Source organism: Amycolatopsis silviterrae (assembly GCF_042684085.1).
GTDB classification, from domain to species: domain Bacteria; phylum Actinomycetota; class Actinomycetes; order Mycobacteriales; family Pseudonocardiaceae; genus Amycolatopsis; species Amycolatopsis silviterrae.
Genome location: NZ_JBHUKS010000011.1, coordinates 244,406 through 268,216 on the forward strand (window position 1 = coordinate 244,406; position 23,811 = coordinate 268,216).

Consider the following 23,811-nt stretch of genomic DNA (forward strand, 5'->3'; position numbering starts at 1 on the left):
CCCGCGCAGTCCGAGACAGCTTCGCTCTGTCTCGGGGATACGCCTGTCCTGCGCCAGATTCTTTCCGTTGCGTCACCTGCGCCGGGAAGCGGCTCAGGCGAACAGGGCGCTGTCCTGATCGTCTGCGAATGCCACCCCGGCGCAGACGTCCCGACCCGAATCGAGGCTCGCCTGAATGAGTTCCGGTTGTCCGGCAACGCGGTCGGACTGATCGTCGTGGCACAAGAAGTCGGCTGCGGCGCCGCCATGCTCGCGGAACTCCATCAGGCCGTGCGAGTGCGCGGCGGAGTCCCCGTCGGGACGGGGATATGCCTCGATGCCGCCGGTCTCATCGCGGGAGAAGATGACATCGTCTTCGCTGACGTGACTGACGCGTCCCGGCTGGTGCTTCTCGGCCGGCGCGTGCGCGCACTCGCGCGGAACAGGCGACTCCTCCGCGGTCACTGATCTTTCCCGCAGCTGCCGGGCCGGGGATCCCGCATGCCTCGAGCAGCCAAGCAAGCGATAGAGCAAGACAAGGAGAGCGTGTGAAATTTTCGATGATCTTCGAGGCGCAGCTGGCCGATCCGACGCCGGAGACCGAGCGGCAGCTCATCTTCGATTCGGTCGAGCAGGCTGTGTTCGCGGAGCAGATGGGCTTCGACGGCATCTGGGCAGTCGAACACCACGGTCTCGAGCACTACTCGCACATGTCGGCGCCGGAGCTGTTCCTCGCGACCGTGGCCGCGAAAACATCTCGAATCAGGATCGGGCACGGCGCGGTGTGCATGCCGTTCAACTACAACTTCCCGACGCGCGTCGCGGAGAAGGCCGCGTTCCTCGACGTGCTGTCGAACGGCAGGTTGAACCTCGGTGCCGCCCGGGGCGGGACGTTGCAGGAAGCCGCACTGTGCAATGTGGACCCAGAGCGAACCGCCGCGGAAGTGGAGGAAGCGCTGCGGATCGTGAGTTCCGCTTGGCGCTCGGAAGACTTCTCCTGGCATGGCAAGCTACTCGACCTCGAAGCACCGAAGGGGAACGCGCCGTTGCGCATCTTGCCGCGCCCGGTGCAGCGTCCGCATCCACCGTTGTACCTGGCGAGCACCAAGCCTGACACCGTGGTGCACTCTGCGGATCTCGGTGTGGGTGCATTGATCTTCGGCTTCGCGGGCCTCGACAGCGTGGCACACCAGCACAAGCTGTACCGGGAACGCTGCGAGACGCGCAGCGGCGAGAACCTGGTCTCGGACGTGACGAACGACCAGTTTGTCGCGCTGTGCCCGACTATCGCGCTCGACGACGCGAAGCAGGCGAAGGAGATCGGTGCCCGCGGCCAGCGGTTCTTCGGGGAGTCGATCGGCTATTGGCATCTCGGCGGAGCCGAGCCGCCCACGGGCGACACCGTCAACGAGGACAATGTCGCCTTCATGCGGGACCGGGCCGAGTCGCGTGCCGCGGCTTACGACCGAGGGGAACTGCCGCAGTATTCGGAACGCTCGCTCGCTTCGGCGAACTACAACATCGACCACGCTTACGGCACGGTGGAGACCGCGATCGACTATGTCACCGAGCTCGAGCGGGTCGGCGTGGACGAGGTGCTCTGCCTGATCCAGATGGGCACGGTGCCGCAAGAGGTGTGCCTGGAGACCATCCGGAACTGGGGCGAGCACGTCATCCCGCATTTCCGGGCCAAAGAAGCACGATCCTGATGCGCCTTGAGGGAAAGGTCGTGGTGATCACCGGCGGTGCCCGCGGCCAAGGCGCGGCGGAGGGTGCGCTCTTCGCCCAGGAGGGTGCCCGCGTGATCCTCGCCGATGTGGACGAAGAGGCCGGTCGCGCCGTCGCGGCGGGGTTCGGCGGCAGCTTCGTCCGGCTCGACGTCAGTGCCGAAGACGGCTGGGAGGCCGCGCTCGACGGTGTTGTCGTCCGGTACGGCCGGCTCGACGTGCTCGTGAACAACGCGGCCCGCTATCGGACCAAACTCCTCACGGAGGAATCGGTCGCCGCGCTGGACGGCATTCTCGCGGTGAACTTGCGCGGGCCGTTTCTCGGGATTCGCGCCGCCGCGAAACGCATGGAACACGGTGGCTCGATCGTCAATGTGTCCTCGACCGCGGGAATGACCGGTTACCCCGGACACGGTGCCTACGGCATGAGCAAATGGGCGCTGCGAGGGCTGACCAAGGTTGCCGCGGCTGAGCTCGCGCCGCAGGGGATTCGGGTCAACTGCCTCATTCCCGGCGCCATCGAGGGGCCGATGCTCGAACAAAGCGTGCCGCCGGAAGTGCTCGCCGACCCGGAGCACTGGGCGGGCACCCCGATCGGCCGGGCAGGCCGCACGGACGAAGTCGCGCGAGCGGCGCTCTTCCTGGCGTCCGAAGACTCTAGCTACCTCACCGGGACCGAGCTTGTCGTGGACGGCGGAGCGACCGGCACGGGATGACAGGAGGAGACATATGGATTCGGAATTCGCGGGATTCCTGGCGGCGATGCCACCCTTGCAGTTCGACGATCCCGCAGCGCAACGGGAGATGAGTGCCAAGGTGCGGGCGGAGTGGCCGCCCGTTCCCTGGCCGGCTGGAGTCTCCCGGATCGACGAAGAGGTCCCGGTGGCAGCGGGCTGGTCGGTGCCGATCCGCAGGTACGTGCCTGATGAAGCAGGAGAGTCGACGCCTGTCGTGCTGTGGATGCACGGCGGCGGGTACTGCATCGGCCACCTGGATGAGGACGAGGTGTTCTGTGCGAGCCTGGCGGCCGATGTCGGAGCGACGGTCGTCTCGGTCGACTACCGGCTCGCTCCGGAAGATCCTTACCCGGCGGCCTTGGACGATTGCCACGCTGCCTTGCGGCATGTCGCGGCGGCAGCACCGCTGGTGGTCGCGGGGTTGTCGGCCGGTGCCGGATTGGCGGCGGCGGTCGCGATCCGCGCCCGGGACGAGGGGGGACCGGCCATCGACGGCCAGGTGCTGCTGTGCCCGTTCCTGGACGCGACGATGCGGGGCGCTTCGCTCACGGAGTTGCCGACAGCTGCGGTATTCAGCGCTGAGGATGCCCGGCGTTGCTGGCAGCACTACCTCGGATCCCTCGTCGAAGCGCCGCCGGCAACTGGTTCGCCTGCGGCGGCGCGAGACTTCCGTCGGCTGCCGCCCGCTTACGTCTTGGCGGCGGGCGAGGACTGCCTGCGTGACGAGGCGGTGGAGTACGCGCGGCAGCTGCAGGCAGCAGGCGTGCCGGTCGAACTCCACGTGGTCCCCGGCGTGCCGCACGCCTTCACCGCGCTGCAGCCCGGCGCGGCGATCAGCCGGAGAATCCGCAGGGAAGTCGAAGGGGTTTTCGGCCGGTTCACCGCCGGAGGCGGCGGTCAGACTCCATAGCCCCCGTCGACGTCAAGACATTGGCCGGTGATGAAGCCTGCCCGGTCCGACGCGAGGAACGCGACCGCTTCGGCGATGTCCAAAGCATTGCCGAAGCGGCGCAGCGGAATGTTCCGCCGGGTGATCTCGAGCGCCGTGTCGTCGAGTTCGCCGGACGAGATGAGCCGGTCCGCCATGCCGTCGGTGAGCATGCCGGGGCCGACGCAATTGACCCGGACGCCGAACCGGCCCTCTTCGGCGGCCAACGCCCGCGCGACTGCCTCGACAGCGCCCTTCGTGCCGGAAGACAGCCCGTCCCGAACTGGGAATCGGCGAGTGGCTGCGGTCGTCACCACCGTCACGGTTCCCTTGCTCTGGCGCAATTCCGGCAGCGCGGCGTGGACCAGGTTGAAGAACGCCGCAGCGTCCGCGTCCAGCTGCGCGCGGTACTGGGCCGGGGAAACCTTGCTCAGGTGCATCATCGGCACGTGCGGACCGGCGGCGTACACCAGCGAGTGGATACCGCCGAACGACTCGGATGCCCGGGAAACCGCGGTCGCGGTGGCATCGGCGTCCGCAAGATCGAGCTGGTACGCGCTCTGGCGCTGGCCCATGGATTCGACTTCGCGCCCCAGTTCTTTCGCGGCGACCTCGTTGGCGCGGTAGGTGAAAGCGACGTCGCTGCCCCTGCGGGCGAGGAGCCGGGTGATGGCCGCGCCGATCCCGCCGGTTCCGCCTGCGACGAGTGCGGCACCGGGTTTCATGGAGAAGTCCGACATCGTGAATACCCTTCAGGAAAAGGAAAACCCCGAGCCGGGAGCTTAACAGGCCTTGCCAAGCGAGCGCTTGGTTCCGTACTGTGACGGGAGTCTCTGCGTGCAATGCCGCACTCCAGGAGGTCCAGTGGCCACCGAATCGTTGTCCTCTTCCGGCACCGACCCGTCCGGTCGCGATTGGACTGCGCGACGGGTGTTCGGCCTGCTCGTCATAGTCCTTCTCGCCGAACTCGCCGCGTTTTCCTACAACCTGGTCGCCACCGCGCTGCCGGGGATCGCGGCGCACTATCGCACCGATCAGGTGGGGTGGACGATCACGATCGCCAACCTCGCCGCGGCGGTGGTCATGGCGATCATTGGCAAACTCGCGGACCTGCGCGGCAAACGGCTGTTGCTGCTGGTCGCTACTGCGATCGCCGCAGCGGGCGCGATCCTGTCCGCGGTCGCGCCGTCCTACGAGCTTTTCCTCGTCGGCAGAGCGCTTCAAGGCCTGCTCTACATCACGCCGGCGCTGGCCTACTCGTTGATCCGGGACGTGTTCCCGAAACGCATCATCGCGTTCGCGGTCGCCGTGACCTTGACCGGTTCCGGCGTAACGTTCATCCTCGCGCCCTTCCTGGCGGGATGGCTGATCGACTCGTTCGGTGCGCTGTCGATCTTCTGGTTCGTGGCGATCTACGAGGCAGTGTGCATTGTCGCGGTGTGGGCGCTGCTGCCGGAATCGCCGCTGCGCGTGCGTGCCCGGCTGGACTGGCCGGGAGCGGTACTGCTCGGGCTCGGCGGTGCGGCCCTTGTTTTCGGGCTCGGAGAAGGCTCTGAGCGGGGCTGGGGATCCGGTTCGGTGCTTGGCCTTCTCGCGGGCGGCATCCTGTGCTTCGGCGCTTGGCTGTGGTGGGACCGCAGTTTCCCGGACCCGCTGATCAACCTGCCTCTGTTGCGGAGCCGTCCAATGTGGACCACACTGTTGCTCGGCGCGTCCGTGTATGCCACGACAGGTATTGTTTCGTCGATCGTGCCCAGCATGCTGCAGACTCCGCGAGAAGTGGGCGGCGGCTACGGTTTCGGCAGCGATGCGATCGGAGTCGCGTACTTCCTGTCGCCGCTCGGCGCCGCGATGGTGGTGGCCGGGTTCCTCTGTGGTGCCCGAGCGGCGCGATGGGGTATCCGCACGCCGATGATCGCCGGCGCGGTTCTGCTCACGCTCGGGTCAGCAGGACTGGCTATGTGGCATGCGCAAGCCTGGCAGGTCGCGGTGCTCCTCGTGGTGTTCGGGGCCGGGATGGGCGCGACCTACGGCGGGTTGCCGAATCTTGTGATGCAGGCAAGCCCGCCCGAGCAGCAGGGGATCGCGTCGATCATGGCGCTGGAAGGGCAGAACATCGGCACGGTGGTGCTCATCCAGGTCGCTTTCGCGGCGTTGACGGCGAACGCCGTTCAGGCGGGTGCCGGAGTGTTCTACCGCGAGAGCGGATACCGGGTCGCCTTCGCGGTGGCGGCCGGATGCGGGCTCGTGAGTGTCCTGCTGGCGAGTGTGCTGCCGCACGGCCGGCGCAAAGACGTACTTCAGGTGCGAACCGGCGCGGACACCGCCGCGGGCGCGTCCGAACGCAAGCGAGTAATGGGTTGAGGGAGCGGAATCTGATGACCAGCATTGTGCCGAACCGGATGAAGTTCGGGGTTTTCCTCGGGCCGGAGCACCGGCCGGGGAACAACCCGACTTGGGATCTGGAACGCGACCTGCAGCTCGTGGAGCACCTGGACCGCCTCGGATTCGACGAGGCGTTCATCGGGGAACACCACTCGAGCGGCTGGGAGATCATCTCCAGCCCGGAGGTGTTCATCGCGGCCGCGGCGCAACGCACGCGTGACATCAAGCTCGGCACCGGGGTGATTTCGCTGCCGTACCACCATCCGCTGATGGTGGCGGAGCGCATCACTCTGCTCGATCACCTGACGCGGGGCAGGCTGATCGTCGGGACCGGTCCCGGTGCGCTGCCGTCGGACGCGGCCATGATGGGGCTGGACTACACCCAGCTCCGCGAGCGGATGGAGGAGTCGCTCGAGGCGATTCTCGCGCTGTTCACCGAATCCGGTCCAGTAGACCGGAAGACCGACTGGTTCGAGCTGCGGCAGGCTCAGCTGCAGCTTCTTCCCTGCACCCGGCCGCATCCGCCGATGGCGGTGACCGCCGTGGTGTCGCCGGCGGGCGCGAACCTCGCCGGCCGGTTCGGGCTTCCCATGCTGGCGCTGGCAGCAGCGAGCCCCGCCGGCAGCAAGGTGCTCGCGAAGCACTGGGAGATGTACTCCGAGCAGCTGGACCGGCACGGATACGCCGAACCCGACCGGGCTGATTGGCGACTCGTCAGCTGTGTCCATGTGGCGCCGACCCGGAAAGAGGCGGAGCGCCAGGTCGCCTATGGGATCGACCATGCCGCCCGTTACGCGCTGCGTGACGCATCCTTCCTGAAAGCCGTCTACGAAACCTCAGGGCTTCCGGCGGATGCGCCGTGGCTCGACGTTTTCCGCGCTTCCCAGCTCGGCGTCGTGGGCACCCCGGAAGACGTCATCGAGCACATCGAGTACATGCGGGAACTGTCCGGCGGATACGGAACTCACCTGATCCGGGTGCTGGACTGGGCCCACCCGCGGGACACCCTCGACTCTTACGAGCTGTTCGCCCGTGAAGTCGCACCGCATTTCCAGGACTCCGCGACACGGCGACTGGAGAACTGGGCAAGTTTCTCCGGTTCCGAAGGCGACTTCCAGAAGGCGCTGTCAGCCGCGAACCGTCGTGCGCAGCAGCGCTACGAGGCGTCGCGGGAGGTTTCGTCGTGACCGCGGCGGCAGATCGGTTCTTGACGGAGGACGCGGTCCCGTTCGTCGATCTGCCGCCGCAGCAAGACAACGGACGCACGGGTGCCGCGTTCGACGCCGCGCGGCAACAGTCATGGCTTGTTCGCACAACGCGCGGCTACGAGGTGATCGAGTATGCCGCGTGCCGAGAGCTGAGCGTGGATCGGCGCCTTGATGGAGTCGGACCCGACTATTACCGCCGGCTCGGCGCGTCCGAGCAGGTCATGTGGTACGCCACCCAAGCGTCACTGCCGATGATCGAGGAGCCGCGGCATGCGCGGATTCGCAAGGCACTGCAGCACGGATTCACGCGCCCTCGCGTGGAACGGATGCGCCCGCTCATGCGCCAGGCCGCGTGGCGGCTGGTGGAACAGATGGCGGGCCGGGATCCGTTCGACGTAGTCGGGGACTTCACCGACCGTTATCCCATCGAGGTGTTGTGCGCTCTGATGGGAGTGCCGGACGAGGACATCGACCGGTTCGGGAGCTGGACCGTCGATCTCGGACTGCTCGCGAAGTTCCCGCTCGAGCCGCATTTGCCGCGGATCGACGCTGCGATCCGCGGCCTCCGCGGCTATTTCGCCGAACTCATCGGCCGGAGCGAGGACCATCCAGGGGAGGACTTCGTCGCGGCTGTCGTTGCCGCACAGGGGGAAACTGGTTCGCTGACCCACGACGAGCTGTGCGGAGCTCTGCTGAACCTGCTGTTCGCCGGTCACGACACCACTCGCTACCAGTTCGGGACAATGGTGCACCTGCTGGTCCGGCACGGATGGTGGCAACGGATCCGCGCGGACGCGGACGCGATTCCGGGTGCGGTCGAAGAAGCGCTGAGGCTCGAGCCGTCGCTGCACATTCTGCTGCGCCAGGCGCGAGAGGATTTCGAGTACCGGGGGCTCGTCCTTCCCGCCGGAACCTTGCTGATCCTCAATACGTTCGCGGCGAACCGGGATCCGGCGATGTTCCCGGAGCCGAATGCTTTCGACCCTGCGCGAACAAGCCCGGGCAAGCATCTGACGTTCGGATCCGGCGGGCGGATGTGCCTCGGACACCTGCTGGCACGGACGGAGATGGCTGAAGCATTGCAGGTGTTCCTCGAATGGTTTCCGTTGTTGGCTCTCGCGGGCGAACCTCAGATGCCTGCCGGTCTCTCCGCGATGAACGGGGTCGAGACGCTTCCGCTGACGCGGTCCGTGCCGCGGTGAAGGCTCAGCCGACTGTGGTCCCGTAGGCGCGAGGCGCGGCGATCCCGGGAATCCGGTGGCCCATCCGGCTGTTCTTGGCGAGAAGGTAGCCGATGTTCTCCGGGGTCACGGCGGCAGGCATCGCGACGCACTCGACGACGTCGATTCCTGCGGAAACCAGCGCGTCACGCTTGGCCGGGTTGTTGGTCAGGAGCCGCAACCGGCGCACGCCGAGGTGGTCGAGAATCGCAGCTGCGTCGGTGTAGTCCCGCTGGTCCGCGGGCAACCCGAGCTGGTGGTTCGCGTCCACGGTGTCGTAACCGTCTTCCTGCAACGCATACGCGGCGATCTTCGCGGTGAGTCCGATTCCCCGGCCCTCGTGCCCGCCGAGATAGACGATCGTGCCGCTGCCGTGCGCGGCGACAGTGCGAAGAGCTTGATCGAGCTGAGGCCCGCAGTCGCACCGGCGAGAACCGAACACATCGCCGGTGAGGCATTCGCTGTGGAGCCGGACGAGAGGCGCGGAGCCGTCCGACAGATCGCCCATCACGAGTGCGAGATGCTCGGTTCCGGCTGCGTTCCGATATGCGTGCGCGGTGAAAGTGCCGTGTGCGGTGGGCAGCTGAGCCGTAGCGGCCGCCGCGAGTTCGTGTCGGCGGCGATAAGCGACGAGCGCGCGGACGGTGATAATCGGCAGGCCGTGTGTCCGGGCGAACGCGAGCAGTTCCGGCCGCCGGGCCATCGAGCCGTCTTCCGCCAGGAGCTCGCACAAGACTCCGGTCGGCGCTGTGCCTGCGAGCCGGCAGAGGTCGACAGTCGCCTCGGTGTGGCCCGCCCGCTCCAGCACCCCGCCCGGCCTTGCCCGCAAGGGCACCACATGTCCCGGGCGGGCGAGGGCTTCCGCCCGGGTGCCGGGCGCGGCGAGGAGCCGGGCAGTCCGAGCGCGATCGGTTGCGGAGATGCCCGTGGACACGCCATCGGCGGCGTCGCAGGCGACCGCGAACGCGGTTCGGTGTGTGTCAGAGTTGGCTGACGGAGGGACCATCGGGGGAAGGCCCAGCCGGTCGGCCTGCTCTTCCGGCATCGCGACGCAAAGGAAACCTGAGGTGTGCCGCACGAAGAACGCGATCGAGGCCGGGTCGGCGAACTCGGCGGCCATCACCAGGTCGCCCTCGTTCTCCCGGTCCTCGTCGTCGACCACGACCACGATCCCGCCGTGCCCCAGCGCCTCCAGAGCGGCGGGGACGGGGTCGAAACCCTCGTTGCGGGGAAAGGCGATAACCGCGGATTCCGACGACATGCTGACCTCCAAAACCAAGCGCTTGCTAAAATAGTGCGGCAAGCCGGCCGTGGTGTCAAAGGCAGTGCCGGAACCCGCTGTGCGGCAGAGTCGTGCTCGCCTGTCCACGGAGGACTCCGTGCATCACTGCCAGGGTGCGCTGCGCTGGTGATTCGAAGCGCGACCTGATGCGGTTGCGTGCTGCTTCCTCGAGGTGTGCCGTCTGTCGCCGCGCCACCGCGCGCAGCGTTCAGGAGAACTTCGCCGGGGGTGTGACGCGGGCGTGGCGACCCGGCCCTTGACCCAGATTCGATCGAATGATTCGATCGAGTGATCGGATGCTGGCTTTTCGGAGAGGTGGTGCGGCATGGCTGGTGCGGCGATCCACGACCACGCCGAGGCGGTCGACCTGGACCTGGTCGCCCGGCTGCTGCGGAACCAAGCGCGGATCGAGCTGGCCGGGCCGCTCGAACTCGAACTGCTCGCCGGCGGGCGCAGCAATCTGACCTACGTCCTCTCCGACGGCCGGTCGGAATGGGTTCTGCGGCGTCCTCCGCTCGGCCACGTACTGGCCACCGCCCACGACATGACCCGTGAGGAGCGGGTCCAGCAGGCGCTCGGCAGCACTGGTTTTCCGGTGCCCCGGGTCGTGCTCGCCTCAGCCGACCCGTCGTTCTACGTGATGGAGCGAGTCGCTGGCACGGTTCTGCGGACCGATGGCGATCTCGCCGGCGTGCTCCGCGGCCAGCGCTCCGCGGTCGGGCATGCGTACGTGGATACCTTGGCGGCCTTGCATGCGATCGACCCTGAAGCGGTCGGCTTGGCGGATTTCGGCAGGCCGCAGGGCTTCGCGTCCCGGCAAGTGCGGCGGTGGACGAAACAGCTTGAGTCCTCTCGCTCACGTGCTGTGCCGGTTCTCGACGAACTCGCGACCAAGCTCGCGGCCGACGTGCCCGGGAACGACCGGACCTCGATCGTCCACGGTGATTTCCGGCTCGACAACATGATTCTCGCGCCGGGAGCCGAACCGCGAATTGCCGCGGTGCTGGACTGGGAGATGTCCGCCTTGGGGGATCCGCTGACCGACCTTGGGCTGGCCTGGCTCTTCTGGGAGGGCTGGCGCGGAATCGACAACCCCATCGCCGGCACCGCCGGGCTCCACGCGGACTACCCGGAATGGCCCGAGCTGATGGCGCGGTACCGGGAACGCGCTGGCGCGGATGTCGGAGATTTCGCTTGGTACCAGGCATTCGCCTGCTTCAAGCTCGCGGTGATTCTCGAAGGCATCTACTACCGCGATGCCCGCGGGCTCACGGTCGGCGAAGGCTTCGCCGGCATCGGCGAGATGGTGCTGCCGCTCGCCACGCGCGGTCTCGACTTGATCTGAGGAGCTGTCGATGGATTTCCGCTATGACGCGCGCACCGAAGCGCTGCGTGCCGAATTGCTGGCGTTCATGGCCGACGAGGTGTACCCGGTCGAGCACCAGTTCGCCGACGAGCGCGCCGAGACGGGAAGCCGTCCTGCGGCGATGGCTCGGCTGAAGTCCGAGGCGCGGCGGCGTGGCCTCTGGAATCTCTTCCTCCCCGACTCGGAATACGGGGCTGGCCTGACGAACGTCCAGTACGCGCCGCTCGCGGAGATCACCGGGTGGAGCCCGGCGGTGGCCCCGGAAGCGCTCAACTGCGCGCCGCCGGACACCGGGAACATGGAGCTGCTCGCGCTCTTCGGAACCGAGGAGCAGAGGGAGCGCTGGCTTTTCCCTTTGCTCGAAGGAAAGATCCGGTCGGCGTATTGCATGACCGAACCCGGGGTGTCGTCCTCGGACCCGGCGAATCTCGGAACCGCGATCGTGCGCGACGGCGACGATTTCGTCGTCCGGGGCCGGAAATGGTGGTCGACCGGCCTGCTGGGCGAGGAGTGCGCACTGCTGGTGGTGATGGGCGTCTCGGACCCGGACGCGCCGCCGAAATCCCGGTACAGCATCGTCCTCGTTCCGGCGGATGCCCCCGGCGTCCGCAAGGTTCGCGGTCTGCGGATGTTCGGTTTCACGCACGGCGCGAGCGGCGGGCACGGCGAGGTCGAGTTCGATGACGTGCGCATCCCGCGCTCTGCGTTGCTGGGCGAGGAGGGGGCCGGCACGAAGCTCGCGCAAGCACGGCTGGGACCGGGCCGGATCCATCACTGCATGCGGATGATCGGAATGGCCGAACGCGCGCTGGAATTGCTGTGTTCCCGCGCGCTGCGACGGGAAGCGTTCGGCAAGCGGCTGGCCGACCAGGGCACGACCCAGGACCGGATCGCTGAGGCGCGGGTGCGCATCGACCAGGTTCGGCTGCTGGTGCTGCGTGCGGCGTCGGTCATCGACTCGGAAGGCGCACGCGCCGCGCGGACGGACATCTCGGCCATCAAGGTCGCCGCGCCCGCGGTGACCGAGTGGGTGCTGGACAAGGCGATTCAGGTATACGGCGCGGAGGGAATGTCGCAAGACACCCCGCTGGCCGAGCTCTGGGTCCAGGCGCGGACCATGCGGTTCATCGACGGCCCGGACGAAGTTCACCGCATGGTGGTGGCGCGGCGAGAACTCGCGCGCCACCGGCCCGCGGACTGATCCGGATCAGGATGCCTCAGCCCGCCGTCCGCCGGCGACTGCCATCGCGTGGTCAAGGCCGCCGGCCACGAATTCGGCGAGCGCTTCCAGCTGTCGCGTCCTCTCCTCGGAAGGGACGCCCTTGACCGCCCACGACCATCGCGCGGTCATCTGGATCAGCGTGTTCGCGGCGATGGCCCAGCGGACCTCAAGCTCCTCCGCGGGCACCTTCGGGTAGGCCCAGGCCACGAGTTCGTGGAGCAGTTTGTTGGTGAGTGACGCGGTGTCGAGCAGCCGGCTGTCGTGAGCGAGGCTGAGCTGCCCGCAGATCGCCAGCCATTGCGCGGCGCGCTCGGCGTCGCGGTCGATGAGCTCCCGGTAGGGCGTGGTGAGCAGATCGATCAGCTGGCGTGCGGTCGGCGGGCGATCCGCGGCGGCCAGTTCTTCGGCCAGATGGTGGATCCGCTCACGCACTGGCTCGCCGTCCCGCATGAGGACCGCGTTGACCAAGGCGTCCTTGGTGCCGAAGTGGTAGTGCACAGCCGCGGGCGCAAGGCCGGCTTCGGAGTTGATCGCCCTGATCGAAACCCCGTCCACTCCCTGCTCCGCGAACAGCTTCGCGGCTGCGTCGACCAGTGCGGCACGGGTCGCGTCGCCGTCGCGTGGTCCTTTCCGCCGGGCCATGAGACCTCCTGAAGTTCTCGTCTCCGGAGTCTACCGAACACTTGAACCGAACACTTGATTCGATCGAGTGATCGGATTAAAGTGCTGGCGTGAGCGAGGCCACGTCCGTGGCCGGTGCCGCGAAGGAGCGGAGGTGGACCGATGGCGACAGTGCGGTCGCGTCGGACGGGAGAAAGCGCCGGGATGAGCACTGCTCGCGCGATCGCGGTGCTGATCGTGCTGGTGTTCGTGACCGAAGTGGTGGCGTTGTCCTTCCAGCTGGTCACTCCGGCGTTGTCGCCGATGGCGGCGCGGTTCCACACCGCGCAGATCGGATGGGTCGTCACGATCCTCAGCCTGGTAGGCGCGATCGCTGTTCCGCTCGCGGGCAAATCGGCTGACATTCGCGGCAAGCGCAAGGTCATCGTCTGGCTCACCGCGGCTATGATCGTCGGCTCGGTGGTCGTGGCGCTGGCGCCGAACTTCGGGTTCGTGCTCCTCGGGCGTGCGCTGCAAGGACTGATGATCGCTGCCGGTCCGCTCACGTACTCGCTGATGCGAGACGTGCTGCCGCACAGGATGCTCGCGCTGGGGGCAAGCGTCTCGACGACCGGCATCGGGCTGGTGACCATCGCCGGGCCGTTCCTGTCGGGCTATCTCATCGACGCCTTCGGATTCCGCGGGGTCTTCTGGTTCCTTGTCGTGCTCGGCGTGCTCGCTCTGCTCCTCGTGCTGTCGGTGGTGCCCGAATCGGCGCTCCGAGTTCCTGCGCGGCTTGACGTGGTGGGTGGGCTGCTGCTCGGCGGGGGAGTCGCGCTGCTGCTTCTCGGCCTGACATTCGGTTCGGAACAAGGCTGGGGCTCGACCGCTGCGCTGCTGCCCTTGGCCTGCGGTGCGCTCGCCGCAGTGGCGTGGTGGCGGCACCAACGGCGCAGCGATGATCCGCTCGTCGACCTCAGTGTGGTGCGCGCACGTCCAGTGTGGACTGTCATGGTCGCCGGCGCCGCGGTGACCACTGCGGTGACCGCCGCTGCTGTCCTGATCCCGCTTATGGTGCAGACGCCGCGGTCCGCAGGCGGAAGCTACGGGTTCGGAGTCACCGCGAGCGGGGTTCCGCTTTACCTCGTGCCCGCGGGCGTGACGACGATGCTCGGCGGCCTCGCGATCGGAGCGCTGGCCCGCCGGTTCGGTCCTCCGCGGCTGCTGGCGGCCGGCGCGATCCTGATGGCTGTCGGTGCGTTCGCGCTCGCGTTCGTGCACGGCGAGTCCTGGCAGGTGGTGACCGCGTACCTGGTCAGCGGCGCGGGCAGCGGGCTCGCACTCGGAGCGGTGCCCAACTTGGTCATCGCCGCGGTCCCAGCCGAGCAGCAGGGAGTGACTGCCGGGGTGGTGAGCCTGCTGCAGAGCCTTGGGTCCAGCGCCGGCGTCCAGGTGATCTTCATCGTGCTGGCCATGCAAGTGGTCGCCGTCGCCGGCGGGCAGCCCGTTTACGCCGATTCCTCCTACACCATCGCGTTCGTGCTAGTCGGGGCGTTGTCGCTGCTCGCGGTGGCGATGGTCGCGGCTGCGCGAACACGCGAACAAGCTGAAAGGGAGAGCGAGTGAGCACATCCGAACGCGCGGAGCTGGCGGTGACGCTGTTCACCACGATGGCGCGAGCACGGGCGCTCGAGGACGCCCTGGCAATGCACATCCGGGACCACGGGTTCGCCGGCTACTGGCACCCGGGCAAAGGGCAGGAAGCCGCCGCTGCCGGCGCCTCCGCGGCGCTGCGCACCGACGACTACCTCTTCTACCAAGGACGCGGGGCGACCTGGCCGCTCGCGAAGGGCATGGGGCTGGCTCCGATCATCGGGGACCTGCTGGGCAGGTCGACCGGTTCGACCGGCGGCAAAGGGGCCGGTGTCCCGCACTGGGCGGACCCGGCGCTCGGCATCATGGGCGAAGGCGCGTCCTTGGGCAGCGTCTACCACATCGCCGCGGGGGCAGCGCTGTCCGCGAAACTCCGCGGGACGGATCAGGTCGCGCTCGCCGATTTCGGCGACGGGACTTCGGCCAGGGGCACATTCCACGAAACGCTCCTTCAAGCGTCGGCTTGGCGGCTGCCGCTCGTCTATTTCTGCGAGAACAACGGCATCTCCGTTTCGACGAGGTTCGAGGACGTGAGCCCGACCAAGACGATCGCCGAGCGTGCTGCCGCCTACGGAGTGCCGGGCGAGGTCGTCGACGGGCACGACGCACTCGCGGTGTACGACGCGGTCGGAAACGCCGTCGAGCGGGCTCGCGCCGGCCAGGGGCCGAGCCTGATCGAAGCGACGGTGACCCGGGTAGGCGGCCATTGGGAAGGCGACGCCCAGCAATACCGGCCGGCGGATTTCCTGGCCAGTTACCGCGATCCGCTGGACGTGCTCAGGTCCAGAGTGGACGGTGCGGTGGCCGGCCGAATCCTCGAAGAGGTGCGGGACGAGGTCTCGGCCGCGCTCCGCGACGCCGAAGCGGCGCCGTATCCCGACCCCAGCGTGATTCTGAAGGACGTGTTCGCATGAGCGTGGAGACCGCAGCCGAGACGACGGTGATGACCTACGACGCCGCGCAGGGCGCCGCGCTTGCGGAGGAGATGCGGCGGGACCCGACGGTCTTCCTGATGGGGCAGGACGTCGCGATGGGCGGGTTCTTCGGAGGAGGCCGCGGCCTCGTGGAGGAGTTCGGCCTCGAACGCGTCCGCAACACCGGCATCACCGAGGCGTTCATGGTCGGCGCCGCGGCCGGAGCGGCGATGACCGGGATGCGCCCGGTCGTCCAGCTCGGGTTCGCCGACTTCAGCCTCATCGCCGGCGACGAGATTTTCCAGAAGCTCGGCAAGTGGCGGCACATGCACGGCGGTCAGTTCGAGCTTCCCGCGACGATCATCATGCCGATCGGGCCCAGCGGGGGAGCCGGGCCGGAGCACTCAGGGTCGATGGAGATGCTGCCCATGCACTTCCCCGGCCTCAAAGCAGTGGTGCCTTCGAACCCCGCGGACGCCAAGGGCTTGCTGAAAGCCGCCATCCGGGATCCGAACCCGGTGCTCTACTACCCGAGCAAACAGCTCAATTTCAAGCGCGGGCCCGTCCCGGCCGATCCCGACCTGCTCGTTCCGCTGGGCAAGGCCGCGATCGCCCGCCCGGGCACGACTGTCAGCGTGATCAGCTACGGCTGCATGGTGCCGCGTGTTCTCGAAGCCGCGGAAACCCTCGCCGCGGAGTCGATCGATCTCGAAGTGATCGACTTGCGGACTTTGGTGCCGCTCGACCGGGAGGCCATTCTGGCCTCGGTGCGCAAAACCGGGCGGGCGATGATCGTGCACGAAGCCCCTCGCACCGCCGGCCCTGGTGCGGAAATCGCCGCGTTGATCCAGGAGCACTGCTTCTACGCCCTGGAAGCGCCGGTCGCCCGGCTGGGCGCGGTCGACGCGCCGATCCCGGCAAGCCGCTTCCTCGAAGATCTGTGCTTTCCCAGCGTGACCGACGTCGTCGAACTGGCCCGCCAGCTCGCTCGCGCCTGAACCGGAGACCTCACATGACCACTCTGATCGATGTCCGCCTGCCGCACATGGGCGTGGTGGAGCAGGCTGTCCTGACGTCGTGGCTGCGCTCTCCGGGCGACCGCGTCGAGGAGTCCGAGCCGTTGTGCGAGGTGTCCACGGACAAGGTCGACACCGAAGTGCCGTCGCCGGTGAGCGGAGTGCTCGTCGGCTACGTCGCCCAAGTCGACGAAGAAGTGCCCGTGGGCGCGGTGATTGCCCGGTTCGTGCCGTCCGACGCCACCGAGGACGAAGTGGCGGAGGTGATCCGTGCCGGTGCGGCAGCGTCGACAGAGACGGCTGTAGCGGCTCCGGTCGCGCCTGAGCCGGCCCCGGCGCCAGCGCCTTCCGCCGACCCAGTTCCGGTCCGGGGTCCGGTGCCGACGGCCGTTCAGCCGCCCGATGGTTCTTCGTTGGTGCTCTCCGCGGCGTGGCTGCCGCTCCCGAGCCCCGAGGCAGTTGCCCGGAACGGAAGCCGCAATGGCGTGCCGACGACTCCGCTGGTGCGAAAGCTTGCGAAGGAACGAGGACTGGACCTCCGCGAGGTTGTCGGCACCGGACCGGGAGGCCGCGTCACGCGCAAGGACCTGGACGCCGCTGCCACCGCGCCGAAACCTGTGGAGGCGGTTACGGAAAGCCGTGCCGCAGTCCCGGTCCCGGCCCCGGTCGCGAAGACGAAGGGGGAGGTCGCCGTTCCGCGTGGGTACGAGAACGTCGCCTACGAGGCGGTCGCGCTGACGCCGCAGCGTCGTGCGATCGCCCGCAACCTCCTCGAATCCGTCAGTACGGCACCGCAGTTGACCGCACAGGTCGACGTCGACATGTCCGCGGTGACGCAGGTGCGGGCCGCGGTCAACGAGCGCAGGCTCGCCCGCGGCGAGTCGAAGCTGAGCTTCCTTCCGTTCATCGCCCGGGCGTTGTGCGCCACGGTCGCGGAGCATCCGGATGTGAACGCGACGTTCACCGACGACCACCTAGTGCGCTGGCAACCAGTCAATGTGGGTGTCGCCGTGGACGGACCGCAGGGCCTGCTGGTGCCGGTCGTCAAGCAAGCCGAGCGGCTGACGGCTCCGGCGCTCGCCGAGGAGATCGCGCGTCTGTCCACCGCGGTGCACGACCGCACCGTGACAGCCGAGGATCTGACAGGCGGGACCATCACTATCAGCAACTCGGGCAGCGTAGGAGGAGTGATCGCTACGCCGATCCTCACCCGTCCGCAAGTCGCGTCGCTGGGCGTGCCGGCGATCGTCCGCACGCCAGTGGCAGTGACTTCGCCGTCGGGGGAGCAGTACGTCGCCGTCCGTCCGGTTGCACGGTTCGGGCTCACATTCGACCATCGGGCGTTCGACGGCGCGGCCGCGCTGCGCGCCCTGCAGTCGGTCCAGCGGAAGCTCGAAACGTGGTCCGCCGAGGCCTATTTGTGAACAGACCCCGGCCGGCGGGCGGAAGCAGGGAACACGCCCGCCGGCCGGTTCCAACGAGGGAACGGAGCGGAGCCGGATGCGCGCAGCGGTGTTGCGAAACGGGAAGCTGGTCGTCGACGAGGTGGCGGAGCCGCCGCTGGGGCCGGGACAGCTGAAGGTCCGGCCGATCGCGGTCGGGATTTGCGGGAGCGACTTGTCCGCCTGGCAGCACACCAGTGAATTCCTGCGCGCGCACGCGGATACGGGAATGACGGGCGAGATGTTCGACCCGGACCAGGACCTGGTGCTCGGTCATGAGTTCACGGCCGAGGTACTGGAAACCGGCGACGGCGTCCGCGATTACCAGCCGGGGCAGAAACTGGTGGTGCTCCCGGCGGTCGTCGACCCGCACGGCGAGCCGCACACACTCGGCTACTGCACGGACTACCCCGGCGGTCTGGCCGAACACGTCGTAGTACAGGCATACGGGCACCTGACGATTCCGGAGTCCGTCTCGCCGGTCCACGCGGCGGTGACAGAGCCGATGGCGACCGGGGTCAACGCCGTCTTGCGGGCCGGGACGACGAGCGATGACGGCGCCATCGTCACCGGGTGCGGACCGGTGGGACTCGGCAGCATCGTCGAGTTGGTGCACCGGGGCGTGCGACCGATCGTGGCTTCGGATCCGTCCGAGCGGCGCCGGCGGATGGCCGCTGCTTGCGGCGCGACGGCAGTCGTGGACCCGACCGATGAAGATCCGGTGGAGGTTTGGCGGGCGCACGCTCGCTCCGGCGCGCTGCTCCACGTATTCGAGGCATCCGGCGCTCGTGGTTTGCTCGACCGCCTGATGGCGGCAGCGCCCCGATTCACCCGCATCCTGATCGTGGGCGCGGGGATGGTGCCCGATCCGATTCGCCCGGTCGTCGGCATACTGAAGAACGTTTCGCTGGAATTCGTCGGCGGACCAGGCCTCGGCGAGACCGGCTATCAGGCGTTCGACATGATGTTCGACCACATCGTCGCGGGCCGGTTCGATCCGGCTTCCATCGTGACCGGGTACGCGGGACTGGACAGCGTCGGCGCGGTGTTCGAAGCGCTTCGGCCGCAGGACTCACACCGCATCGACCACGTGAAGGTGCTGGTGCGGCACGACATCACGGAGCCGGGCATCCTGGTCGCCTGAAACCAAGCATGCGCTTGCTTCAGAGCCAAGAGCCGGTCAGACTGGCCGACGAGCCGGAACAACCCTGCTTGGCTAAGGAGGCGGATGGCTGAGGACGATTCGGGGCTCGCCGGCCGGGTTGCCGTGGTCGCTGGCGCGGGCAGCGGGATCGGCCGGGCGAGCGCCCTTGCGTTCGCGGACGCCGGCGCGACCGTGGTCTGTCTCGATCGCGACGGGCCGGCTGCGGTCGCGACCGCGGAAGAAGCCGGGGAAGGCGCGATCGCCGCGTGTCTGGACGTGACTGACCGTACCGCCGTGGGGCGGCTGGTCGAGGCGGTCCGGTACGAGCACGGCAGGCTCGATGTGTACGCCAACATCGCGGGCGCGATCACCGATCGGGGACCGGTCGGTTCGGTGACGGAGGAAGAACTGGACCGAGGGCTTGCCGTGAACCTGAAAAGCCTTGTATTCGGCTGCCAGGCTGCTGCGGCGGCGATGACGGCAGGCGGAGCTATCGTGAACGTCGGCTCCGGGACCGTGGACGGTGCGGTCGCCGACCTTGCTGCTTACAGCATTCCCAAAGCAGGTGTGCTGCAGCTGACTCGCAGCCTTGCCGCCGAGCTCGGCCCGGCCGGGATCCGGGTGAACGCGGTGTCTCCGGGCTATATCCGAACCGCGATGACCGAGGCGTTGGCGCATCCTGTTGCCGGGCTGATGATGCAGGCCATGATGGCCCGGATGGGGCTGGCAGACGGCATCGCGTCGGTCCTGCCGGAAGGCGTCGACGCGAGCAAGATGCCGGATTCGTTCCCGCTCGGCAGGCTCGGGATGTTCGCGGCGCTGATGACGGGCGGGGCCGGCACCCGGACAGTTGACGAGATTATCGCGGCTGCTGGCCGCGGGGACGTTTCAGGCCAGCCGGGCCGATGAGGATCGATGACCACCATGCCCTGAAGCGGATTTCGCGGTGGGTGACTCGCGCGGCGCGACTGCCCCAGTCCCGACAGTCGCGCCGCGCGGCCTCATTCAGCTGCGTGCGACCGATCGATGCCGAGGTGGTGTCCGCGGTGGTCGACGATGGCCGGTGCCGCGGGCTCCTCCCGCACGTGCTCGGAGACCTGCACTTCGATGGTGACCGGAGTCAGCGCGGTGAGCACCTGCTCGATGCGGCCCTTCCACATTCCGTTGCGAATCAGGCTCTCGCGGTTGAAACTGACGGTGAGCGTGGCGGTGTCGAGGGTGCCCGGGCGGGAGATTTCTAGTCGCCAGCGCGAAATACCGTCGATCTTGCGCAGGGCGGCGCCTACCTCGTCCACGGAAAGCCATTGCCCCCGCGCCAAAAGCGCAGTTCCCACGGTGTGCCGCGGTGCGAGGAGTGCTCCTTCTTCGCTCCGCTCGGCCACGTAGCCGGTGCGCAGCGCGACTCCGGCGAGATCGGGATGCCAAGTGTGGCGGGCGATCAGTTCGCCGCGCGCGGGTCCTGTCACCAGGGTGTCCTCATCGAGTGCGGCGAGGGCGAACAGACCGGAGCGGACAGCGACAAGTTCGCCGCTGGGTGCGCGATGTGCCACCGGCACCCCGGTGACCGGATCGAGGTACATCTCGACGACCGTCGCGCCGAATTCCGCCGCGAGATGCCTGCGCGTCTTGTCGTCGGTGATCTCGCCCACGAGAACCAGCAGTCGCAGTTCCAAATCCAGCGGATCCACCAGGAACTCCATGTGCAGCCGAGCCAGCAGGTCGGCCGCACCGGACGGCGTCGCGACGAGCACGTTCGCCGCGACGCGCTCCAGAGTTTCGAGCAGCCGCATCCGGCCTCGCGGGCCGACCGAGACCGCGGCGTCGCCGACCTCGGCTGCCACTTCCGCGATACGGGACCCGGTGAGGTCCGCGTCGTTGCTCAGCGACACCACCACCCGGTCGCCAGGCGAGACCCCCGCCTGCACGAGCGTTTCCCGGGTGAGCTCCCGCGCGCTCTCGCGTTCCTGCTTTCCGAAAGGGATCACGGTGCGTGCGGTCGGCGTGGCGACGAGCAGGCCTGTTGCCTTGGCCGGGTTCACCACGGCCGGCGAAAGGTCCGCCCGGGTGCTCCACTTCAGCTCTTGCGATTCGACGGATGCCACGGTCGTCATGGTCTACAGTCCTGCCACTTCCGATGCGAACAGTTCGATGGTGCTGAGCACGTGTTCCTGCGCGAGGCCGCCGACCTGGAACTGGCAGATCAGGTCTGTCGCGCCGGCTTCGTGCAGCCGCTGCAGCGCCTTGCGGGAGCCCTCGACGTCGTCGCACACGATCATGTGGTGCTCGCGCAGGATTTCCAGTGCGTCCTCCGCGCTTTGGCCGACGGCCTCCTGGCCGAGCACCCGGTGCGTGGCGTGCCGAGCGTCGAAGTAGTCCGGCGGGGCGACCAGGTTCACCTGGCGGCGCATGTACCACATGATCGCGTCGGCCGCGTTTTCGTAGGCAGCGTCCCGAGTGGGCGCGACGTGCCAAGGGATCATGAGAGCGACGCGACGCGAGTCCGGGTCGTAGCCGTTGTCGGCCAGGCATTTGCGGTAGGCGGCGATGTCCTCGGCGACGTCGTCCAGGCCCTTGAGCATGGTCATGCCCAACAGGTTGTGGCCGCGCTTGGCCGCTTGCTGATAGCCGTCCAGCGAGGTCGAGGCGACCCAGACCGGCGGGTGCGGCTCCTGGACGGGCCGGGGGTAAACCCCGACGTCCGGCACGCTCCAGTACTCGTGCTCGGCGGTGACCGGTGCGCCGTCGGCTTCGAAGATGGCCAGCACTGTGTCCAGGTTCTCTTCCCACAGCCGGCGCGATTGCTCGAACGGCCGCTGGAACGACTGGTACTCGAGCGGGGAAGCGCCGCGGCCCGTGCCGAATTCGACCCGGCCGCGGGAAAGGATGTCCAAGGTCGCGATGCGCTCGGCGGTCCGGACCGGATGCTGGAACGGCAAGAGCACGACGCCGAGGCCGAGCCGGATGCGCTCGGTCATCCGGGCGAGTGCGGCGAGCACGAGGTCCGGTGCGGAGGAGTGCGAGAAGCCGCGGGTGAAGTGGTGCTCGACGAACCACGCGGTGCTGTACCCGAGTTGGTCCGCACGGACGACTTGTTCGAGCACGTTCTCGAACGCACGCTGTTCGACCTTCCGGGAGCGTCCGCGAACCTCGAGTTCGTAGCCCATCCCCACGCGAATCGGTGCCATCCGCCGTCTCCCTCTCTGTACCAAGCGCTTGCTCAAGTCAAGTTACCTCAGGGCCCGGCGGGCTTCAACCCCAGGACCGCTGATGGGCGTCGCGGTCGGCCGGGTGTCGACGCATCGCGCGGTTTCCCTTTCGGGCCCGGTCGATCACGTCGAGTGAAACACTTGATTGGATCATTCGATCTGTTTAACGTGGCCGCCATCACAGGTACGGCGCACTGCCCGGTCAAGGCCGGTATGGGGGACGGTGGTTCCGGCCGGGACTCGCACAAAGGAGTGCTCGATGGCTCGCCAGCAACACCCTGATGTCCTCGCCCCCTCGGAAGGGGGAAAGCGGCGATCCACTCGCTACTGGATCGGCGTCCTGCTTGTTCTGACGTTGCTGTCGGAAGAGACCGCGTACGCATACAACTTGGTCACTCCGGCGCTGCCGCATATGGCGGCCGCGCTCGGGACTTCGGACATTGTCTGGGTGACCACGCTCTTCAGCCTGGTCGGCGGCGTGACCGTGCCGTTGATCGGCAAGCTCGGAGACATCTACGGGAAGAAGCGCGTTCTGCTCACGACCATTGTCGTGATGGCGCTGGGCTCGCTGATCGTGGCGACCGCGTCGTCGCTCGCGTTCGTCCTCGTGGGGCGGGCACTGGAAGGCGTGGCCATCTCGATCGTGCCGCTGGCCTACTCCATCATGCGCGACATCTTCCCGCGCCGGCTCGTGGCGATCGGAGTCAGCGTCGCCACCTCGGGGATCGGGCTCACCGGCATCTTGGCTCCGATCATCGCGGGATTCCTGATCGATCATTTCACCTATCGCGGCGTGTTCTTTTTCCTCGCCGCTTTCCCGCTCGTCCTCGGCGTGCTGGTGCTGTTCGTGGTGCCGGAGTCTCCGGTGCGGATCCGCTCGTCGGTGGACTGGGGCGGCGCGCTGCTGCTGGGCGTCTCCATCGCGCTGCTGCTCACGGCGGCCACGCAGGGTGCGACGTGGGGCTGGGGATCGATGCCGACTCTCGGGTGCATTGGCGCGGGGGTCGTGATTTTCGCCGGCTGGGTGGTGTTCGAGAAGCGAGTGCGCAACCCGCTCGTCGATATCGACCTTGCGCGCCGTAAGCCGCTGATGACCACGATGATCGCGCAGTTCGTCGCCCAGGGCGTGATCGCGGCGCAGTCGGTTCTGCTGGTCTATGTCGTTCAGGTGCCCCGGGCTGCGGGCGGCGACTACGGGCTGGGAAGGGATGCGAGCGGGCTGGCCTGGTTTACCTCGCCAGGCTCGGTGATCTCGATGCTGATGGGCTTCTCGGTCGGGTTCATCGCCAACCGGCGTGGTGCCCGGAATCCTCTGGTGGCCGGTTTCTGTTTCGCCATCGTGGGCTCGGCGCTGCTCGCGACAATGCATGCGCAGTCCTGGCAGGTGCTGCTGGGCTGGTTTGTCTTCGCGGTCGGCGGCGGGATGCTCAATGCCGCCATCCCGAACCTTGTCGTCGCGGCAGTCCCGCCCGAACAGCAAGCGGTGAGCGCCGGCGCAGTCGGGGTCGTGGGGTCCCTCGGTGCCGCGGTGATCGTGCAGATCGTGTTCGTCATCCTCGGAAGTCATGTCCGCACTGTCGTGTCAGGCACCCCGATCTACAGCGGCACAGGTTTCACCTGGGGCTACGCCTTTGGAGGGGTGATGTGCGCGGCGGGCCTCGCCGCGGCGATCGCCATGCGGCACGGGCGCCGGTCCATGGCCGAGTCGGTCGAGCAGGTCGCCGCCGCGCCGGCGCACTGATCGCCGTCGGAAGCTTTACCAAGCGCTTGACCAAGTGCTTG

General features: G+C 67.9%; 21 protein-coding genes. 15 read left to right on the forward strand and 6 right to left on the reverse strand.

What is annotated here, in order from left to right; genetic code table 11:
* Window positions 1-93: 93 nt before the first annotated feature.
* Complete coding sequence (locus ACFSVL_RS16700) at window positions 94-444, reverse strand: hypothetical protein (RefSeq protein WP_378305095.1); 351 nt, start codon at window positions 442-444, stop codon at window positions 94-96.
* A gap of 83 nt (window positions 445-527) precedes the next feature.
* Here ACFSVL_RS16700 and ACFSVL_RS16705 point away from each other — a divergent pair, with 83 nt between their 5' ends.
* The 3 genes from ACFSVL_RS16705 to ACFSVL_RS16715 are packed head-to-tail and all read left to right on the forward strand — an operon-like array spanning window position 528 to window position 3,353.
* Window positions 528-1,688: an LLM class flavin-dependent oxidoreductase gene (locus ACFSVL_RS16705; protein ID WP_378305097.1), complete on the forward strand. Its 1,161-nt coding sequence runs from the start codon at window positions 528-530 to the stop codon at window positions 1,686-1,688.
* Window positions 1,688-2,422, forward strand: coding sequence for an SDR family NAD(P)-dependent oxidoreductase (locus ACFSVL_RS16710; RefSeq protein WP_378305099.1), 735 nt, complete (start codon window positions 1,688-1,690; stop codon window positions 2,420-2,422). Before ACFSVL_RS16705 ends, ACFSVL_RS16710 begins: the two co-directional genes overlap by 1 nt.
* Window positions 2,423-2,435: 13 nt before the next feature.
* Window positions 2,436-3,353 (forward strand): alpha/beta hydrolase, encoded by a 918-nt coding sequence (locus ACFSVL_RS16715; RefSeq protein WP_378305101.1) that lies wholly within the window; start codon window positions 2,436-2,438, stop codon window positions 3,351-3,353.
* Here ACFSVL_RS16715 and ACFSVL_RS16720 read toward each other — a convergent pair.
* On the reverse strand, window positions 3,341-4,111 hold the full coding sequence (locus tag ACFSVL_RS16720; RefSeq protein WP_378305103.1) for an SDR family NAD(P)-dependent oxidoreductase: 771 nt from the start codon (window positions 4,109-4,111) through the stop codon (window positions 3,341-3,343). The genes ACFSVL_RS16715 and ACFSVL_RS16720 overlap by 13 nt on opposite strands.
* Before the next feature lie 124 nt (window positions 4,112-4,235).
* Here ACFSVL_RS16720 and ACFSVL_RS16725 point away from each other — a divergent pair, with 124 nt between their 5' ends.
* Genes ACFSVL_RS16725 through ACFSVL_RS16735 form a run of 3 tightly spaced genes read left to right on the forward strand, consistent with a single transcriptional unit; the run spans window position 4,236 to window position 8,166 of the window.
* Complete coding sequence (locus tag ACFSVL_RS16725) at window positions 4,236-5,735, forward strand: MFS transporter (protein ID WP_378305105.1); 1,500 nt, start codon at window positions 4,236-4,238, stop codon at window positions 5,733-5,735.
* Between the two features lie 14 nt (window positions 5,736-5,749).
* Window positions 5,750-6,943: an LLM class flavin-dependent oxidoreductase gene (locus ACFSVL_RS16730; RefSeq protein ID WP_378305107.1), complete on the forward strand. Its 1,194-nt coding sequence runs from the start codon at window positions 5,750-5,752 to the stop codon at window positions 6,941-6,943.
* The gene (locus ACFSVL_RS16735; RefSeq protein WP_378305109.1) at window positions 6,940-8,166 is read left to right on the forward strand and encodes a cytochrome P450; all 1,227 of its coding nucleotides are present in this window, start codon (window positions 6,940-6,942) and stop codon (window positions 8,164-8,166) included. Before ACFSVL_RS16730 ends, ACFSVL_RS16735 begins: the two co-directional genes overlap by 4 nt.
* A 4-nt stretch (window positions 8,167-8,170) precedes the next feature.
* Here the strand turns inward: ACFSVL_RS16735 and ribB are convergent, their stop codons facing one another.
* Window positions 8,171-9,445, reverse strand: a complete 1,275-nt coding sequence (ribB, locus tag ACFSVL_RS16740) for a 3,4-dihydroxy-2-butanone-4-phosphate synthase (protein ID WP_378305111.1) — start codon at window positions 9,443-9,445, stop codon at window positions 8,171-8,173.
* Between the two features lie 346 nt (window positions 9,446-9,791).
* On the opposite strand from ribB, the gene ACFSVL_RS16745 reads away from it, so the two are divergent.
* Window positions 9,792-10,811: a phosphotransferase family protein gene (locus ACFSVL_RS16745; protein ID WP_378305112.1), complete on the forward strand. Its 1,020-nt coding sequence runs from the start codon at window positions 9,792-9,794 to the stop codon at window positions 10,809-10,811.
* Window positions 10,812-10,821: 10 nt separating this feature from the next.
* A complete protein-coding gene (locus ACFSVL_RS16750) occupies window positions 10,822-12,033 on the forward strand; it encodes an acyl-CoA dehydrogenase family protein (RefSeq protein WP_378305114.1) in 1,212 nt (403 codons plus the stop codon).
* Window positions 12,034-12,039: 6 nt separating this feature from the next.
* On the opposite strand, the gene ACFSVL_RS16755 is transcribed toward ACFSVL_RS16750, so the two are convergent.
* Complete coding sequence (locus ACFSVL_RS16755) at window positions 12,040-12,696, reverse strand: TetR/AcrR family transcriptional regulator (RefSeq protein ID WP_378305115.1); 657 nt, start codon at window positions 12,694-12,696, stop codon at window positions 12,040-12,042.
* Between the two features lie 183 nt (window positions 12,697-12,879).
* Here ACFSVL_RS16755 and ACFSVL_RS16760 point away from each other — a divergent pair, with 183 nt between their 5' ends.
* The 6 genes from ACFSVL_RS16760 to ACFSVL_RS16785 all read left to right on the forward strand — a co-directional run bounded on the left by ACFSVL_RS16760 (window position 12,880) and on the right by ACFSVL_RS16785 (window position 19,732).
* A complete protein-coding gene (locus tag ACFSVL_RS16760; RefSeq protein WP_378305117.1) occupies window positions 12,880-14,280 on the forward strand; it encodes an MFS transporter in 1,401 nt (466 codons plus the stop codon).
* The gene (locus tag ACFSVL_RS16765; RefSeq protein ID WP_378305119.1) at window positions 14,277-15,221 is read left to right on the forward strand and encodes a thiamine pyrophosphate-dependent dehydrogenase E1 component subunit alpha; all 945 of its coding nucleotides are present in this window, start codon (window positions 14,277-14,279) and stop codon (window positions 15,219-15,221) included. Before ACFSVL_RS16760 ends, ACFSVL_RS16765 begins: the two co-directional genes overlap by 4 nt.
* A complete protein-coding gene (locus tag ACFSVL_RS16770; RefSeq protein WP_378305121.1) occupies window positions 15,218-16,219 on the forward strand; it encodes an alpha-ketoacid dehydrogenase subunit beta in 1,002 nt (333 codons plus the stop codon). The genes ACFSVL_RS16765 and ACFSVL_RS16770 overlap by 4 nt, the downstream gene beginning before the upstream one ends.
* A 14-nt stretch (window positions 16,220-16,233) precedes the next feature.
* A complete protein-coding gene (locus ACFSVL_RS16775; protein WP_378305123.1) occupies window positions 16,234-17,661 on the forward strand; it encodes a dihydrolipoamide acetyltransferase family protein in 1,428 nt (475 codons plus the stop codon).
* A gap of 76 nt (window positions 17,662-17,737) precedes the next feature.
* Window positions 17,738-18,823, forward strand: coding sequence for an alcohol dehydrogenase catalytic domain-containing protein (locus ACFSVL_RS16780; RefSeq protein ID WP_378305124.1), 1,086 nt, complete (start codon window positions 17,738-17,740; stop codon window positions 18,821-18,823).
* Between the two features lie 84 nt (window positions 18,824-18,907).
* Window positions 18,908-19,732, forward strand: coding sequence for an SDR family NAD(P)-dependent oxidoreductase (locus ACFSVL_RS16785; RefSeq protein ID WP_378305126.1), 825 nt, complete (start codon window positions 18,908-18,910; stop codon window positions 19,730-19,732).
* A 92-nt stretch (window positions 19,733-19,824) separates the two neighbouring features.
* Here the strand turns inward: ACFSVL_RS16785 and ACFSVL_RS16790 are convergent, their stop codons facing one another.
* Both ACFSVL_RS16790 and ACFSVL_RS16795 read right to left on the reverse strand, forming a co-directional pair.
* On the reverse strand, window positions 19,825-20,934 hold the full coding sequence (locus ACFSVL_RS16790; protein ID WP_378305128.1) for a hypothetical protein: 1,110 nt from the start codon (window positions 20,932-20,934) through the stop codon (window positions 19,825-19,827).
* A gap of 3 nt (window positions 20,935-20,937) precedes the next feature.
* Entirely contained in the window at window positions 20,938-22,008 is a 1,071-nt protein-coding gene (locus ACFSVL_RS16795; RefSeq protein ID WP_378305130.1) for an LLM class flavin-dependent oxidoreductase, read from the reverse strand.
* A 280-nt stretch (window positions 22,009-22,288) separates the two neighbouring features.
* Between ACFSVL_RS16795 and ACFSVL_RS16800 the strand changes: the two genes are divergently transcribed.
* Complete coding sequence (locus ACFSVL_RS16800; protein ID WP_378305132.1) at window positions 22,289-23,770, forward strand: MFS transporter; 1,482 nt, start codon at window positions 22,289-22,291, stop codon at window positions 23,768-23,770.
* Window positions 23,771-23,811: the final 41 nt, after the last annotated feature.

What these genes read in the sequence shown, in the direction of transcription:
- ACFSVL_RS16710 (WP_378305099.1), top strand. Translation starts at nt 1,688, where the DNA reads ATGCGCCTTGAGGGAAAGGTCGTGGTGATCACCGGCGGTGCCCGCGGC.
- ACFSVL_RS16715 (WP_378305101.1), top strand. Translation starts at nt 2,436, where the DNA reads ATGGATTCGGAATTCGCGGGATTCCTGGCGGCGATGCCACCCTTGCAG.
- ACFSVL_RS16720 (WP_378305103.1), bottom strand. Translation starts at nt 4,111, where the DNA reads ATGTCGGACTTCTCCATGAAACCCGGTGCCGCACTCGTCGCAGGCGGA.
- ACFSVL_RS16730 (WP_378305107.1), top strand. Translation starts at nt 5,750, where the DNA reads ATGACCAGCATTGTGCCGAACCGGATGAAGTTCGGGGTTTTCCTCGGG.
- ribB (WP_378305111.1), bottom strand. Translation starts at nt 9,445, where the DNA reads ATGTCGTCGGAATCCGCGGTTATCGCCTTTCCCCGCAACGAGGGTTTC.
- ACFSVL_RS16745 (WP_378305112.1), top strand. Translation starts at nt 9,792, where the DNA reads ATGGCTGGTGCGGCGATCCACGACCACGCCGAGGCGGTCGACCTGGAC.
- ACFSVL_RS16750 (WP_378305114.1), top strand. Translation starts at nt 10,822, where the DNA reads ATGGATTTCCGCTATGACGCGCGCACCGAAGCGCTGCGTGCCGAATTG.
- ACFSVL_RS16755 (WP_378305115.1), bottom strand. Translation starts at nt 12,696, where the DNA reads ATGGCCCGGCGGAAAGGACCACGCGACGGCGACGCGACCCGTGCCGCA.
- ACFSVL_RS16760 (WP_378305117.1), top strand. Translation starts at nt 12,880, where the DNA reads ATGAGCACTGCTCGCGCGATCGCGGTGCTGATCGTGCTGGTGTTCGTG.
- ACFSVL_RS16770 (WP_378305121.1), top strand. Translation starts at nt 15,218, where the DNA reads ATGAGCGTGGAGACCGCAGCCGAGACGACGGTGATGACCTACGACGCC.
- ACFSVL_RS16775 (WP_378305123.1), top strand. Translation starts at nt 16,234, where the DNA reads ATGACCACTCTGATCGATGTCCGCCTGCCGCACATGGGCGTGGTGGAG.
- ACFSVL_RS16780 (WP_378305124.1), top strand. Translation starts at nt 17,738, where the DNA reads ATGCGCGCAGCGGTGTTGCGAAACGGGAAGCTGGTCGTCGACGAGGTG.
- ACFSVL_RS16785 (WP_378305126.1), top strand. Translation starts at nt 18,908, where the DNA reads ATGGCTGAGGACGATTCGGGGCTCGCCGGCCGGGTTGCCGTGGTCGCT.
- ACFSVL_RS16790 (WP_378305128.1), bottom strand. Translation starts at nt 20,934, where the DNA reads ATGACGACCGTGGCATCCGTCGAATCGCAAGAGCTGAAGTGGAGCACC.
- ACFSVL_RS16795 (WP_378305130.1), bottom strand. Translation starts at nt 22,008, where the DNA reads ATGGCACCGATTCGCGTGGGGATGGGCTACGAACTCGAGGTTCGCGGA.
- ACFSVL_RS16800 (WP_378305132.1), top strand. Translation starts at nt 22,289, where the DNA reads ATGGCTCGCCAGCAACACCCTGATGTCCTCGCCCCCTCGGAAGGGGGA.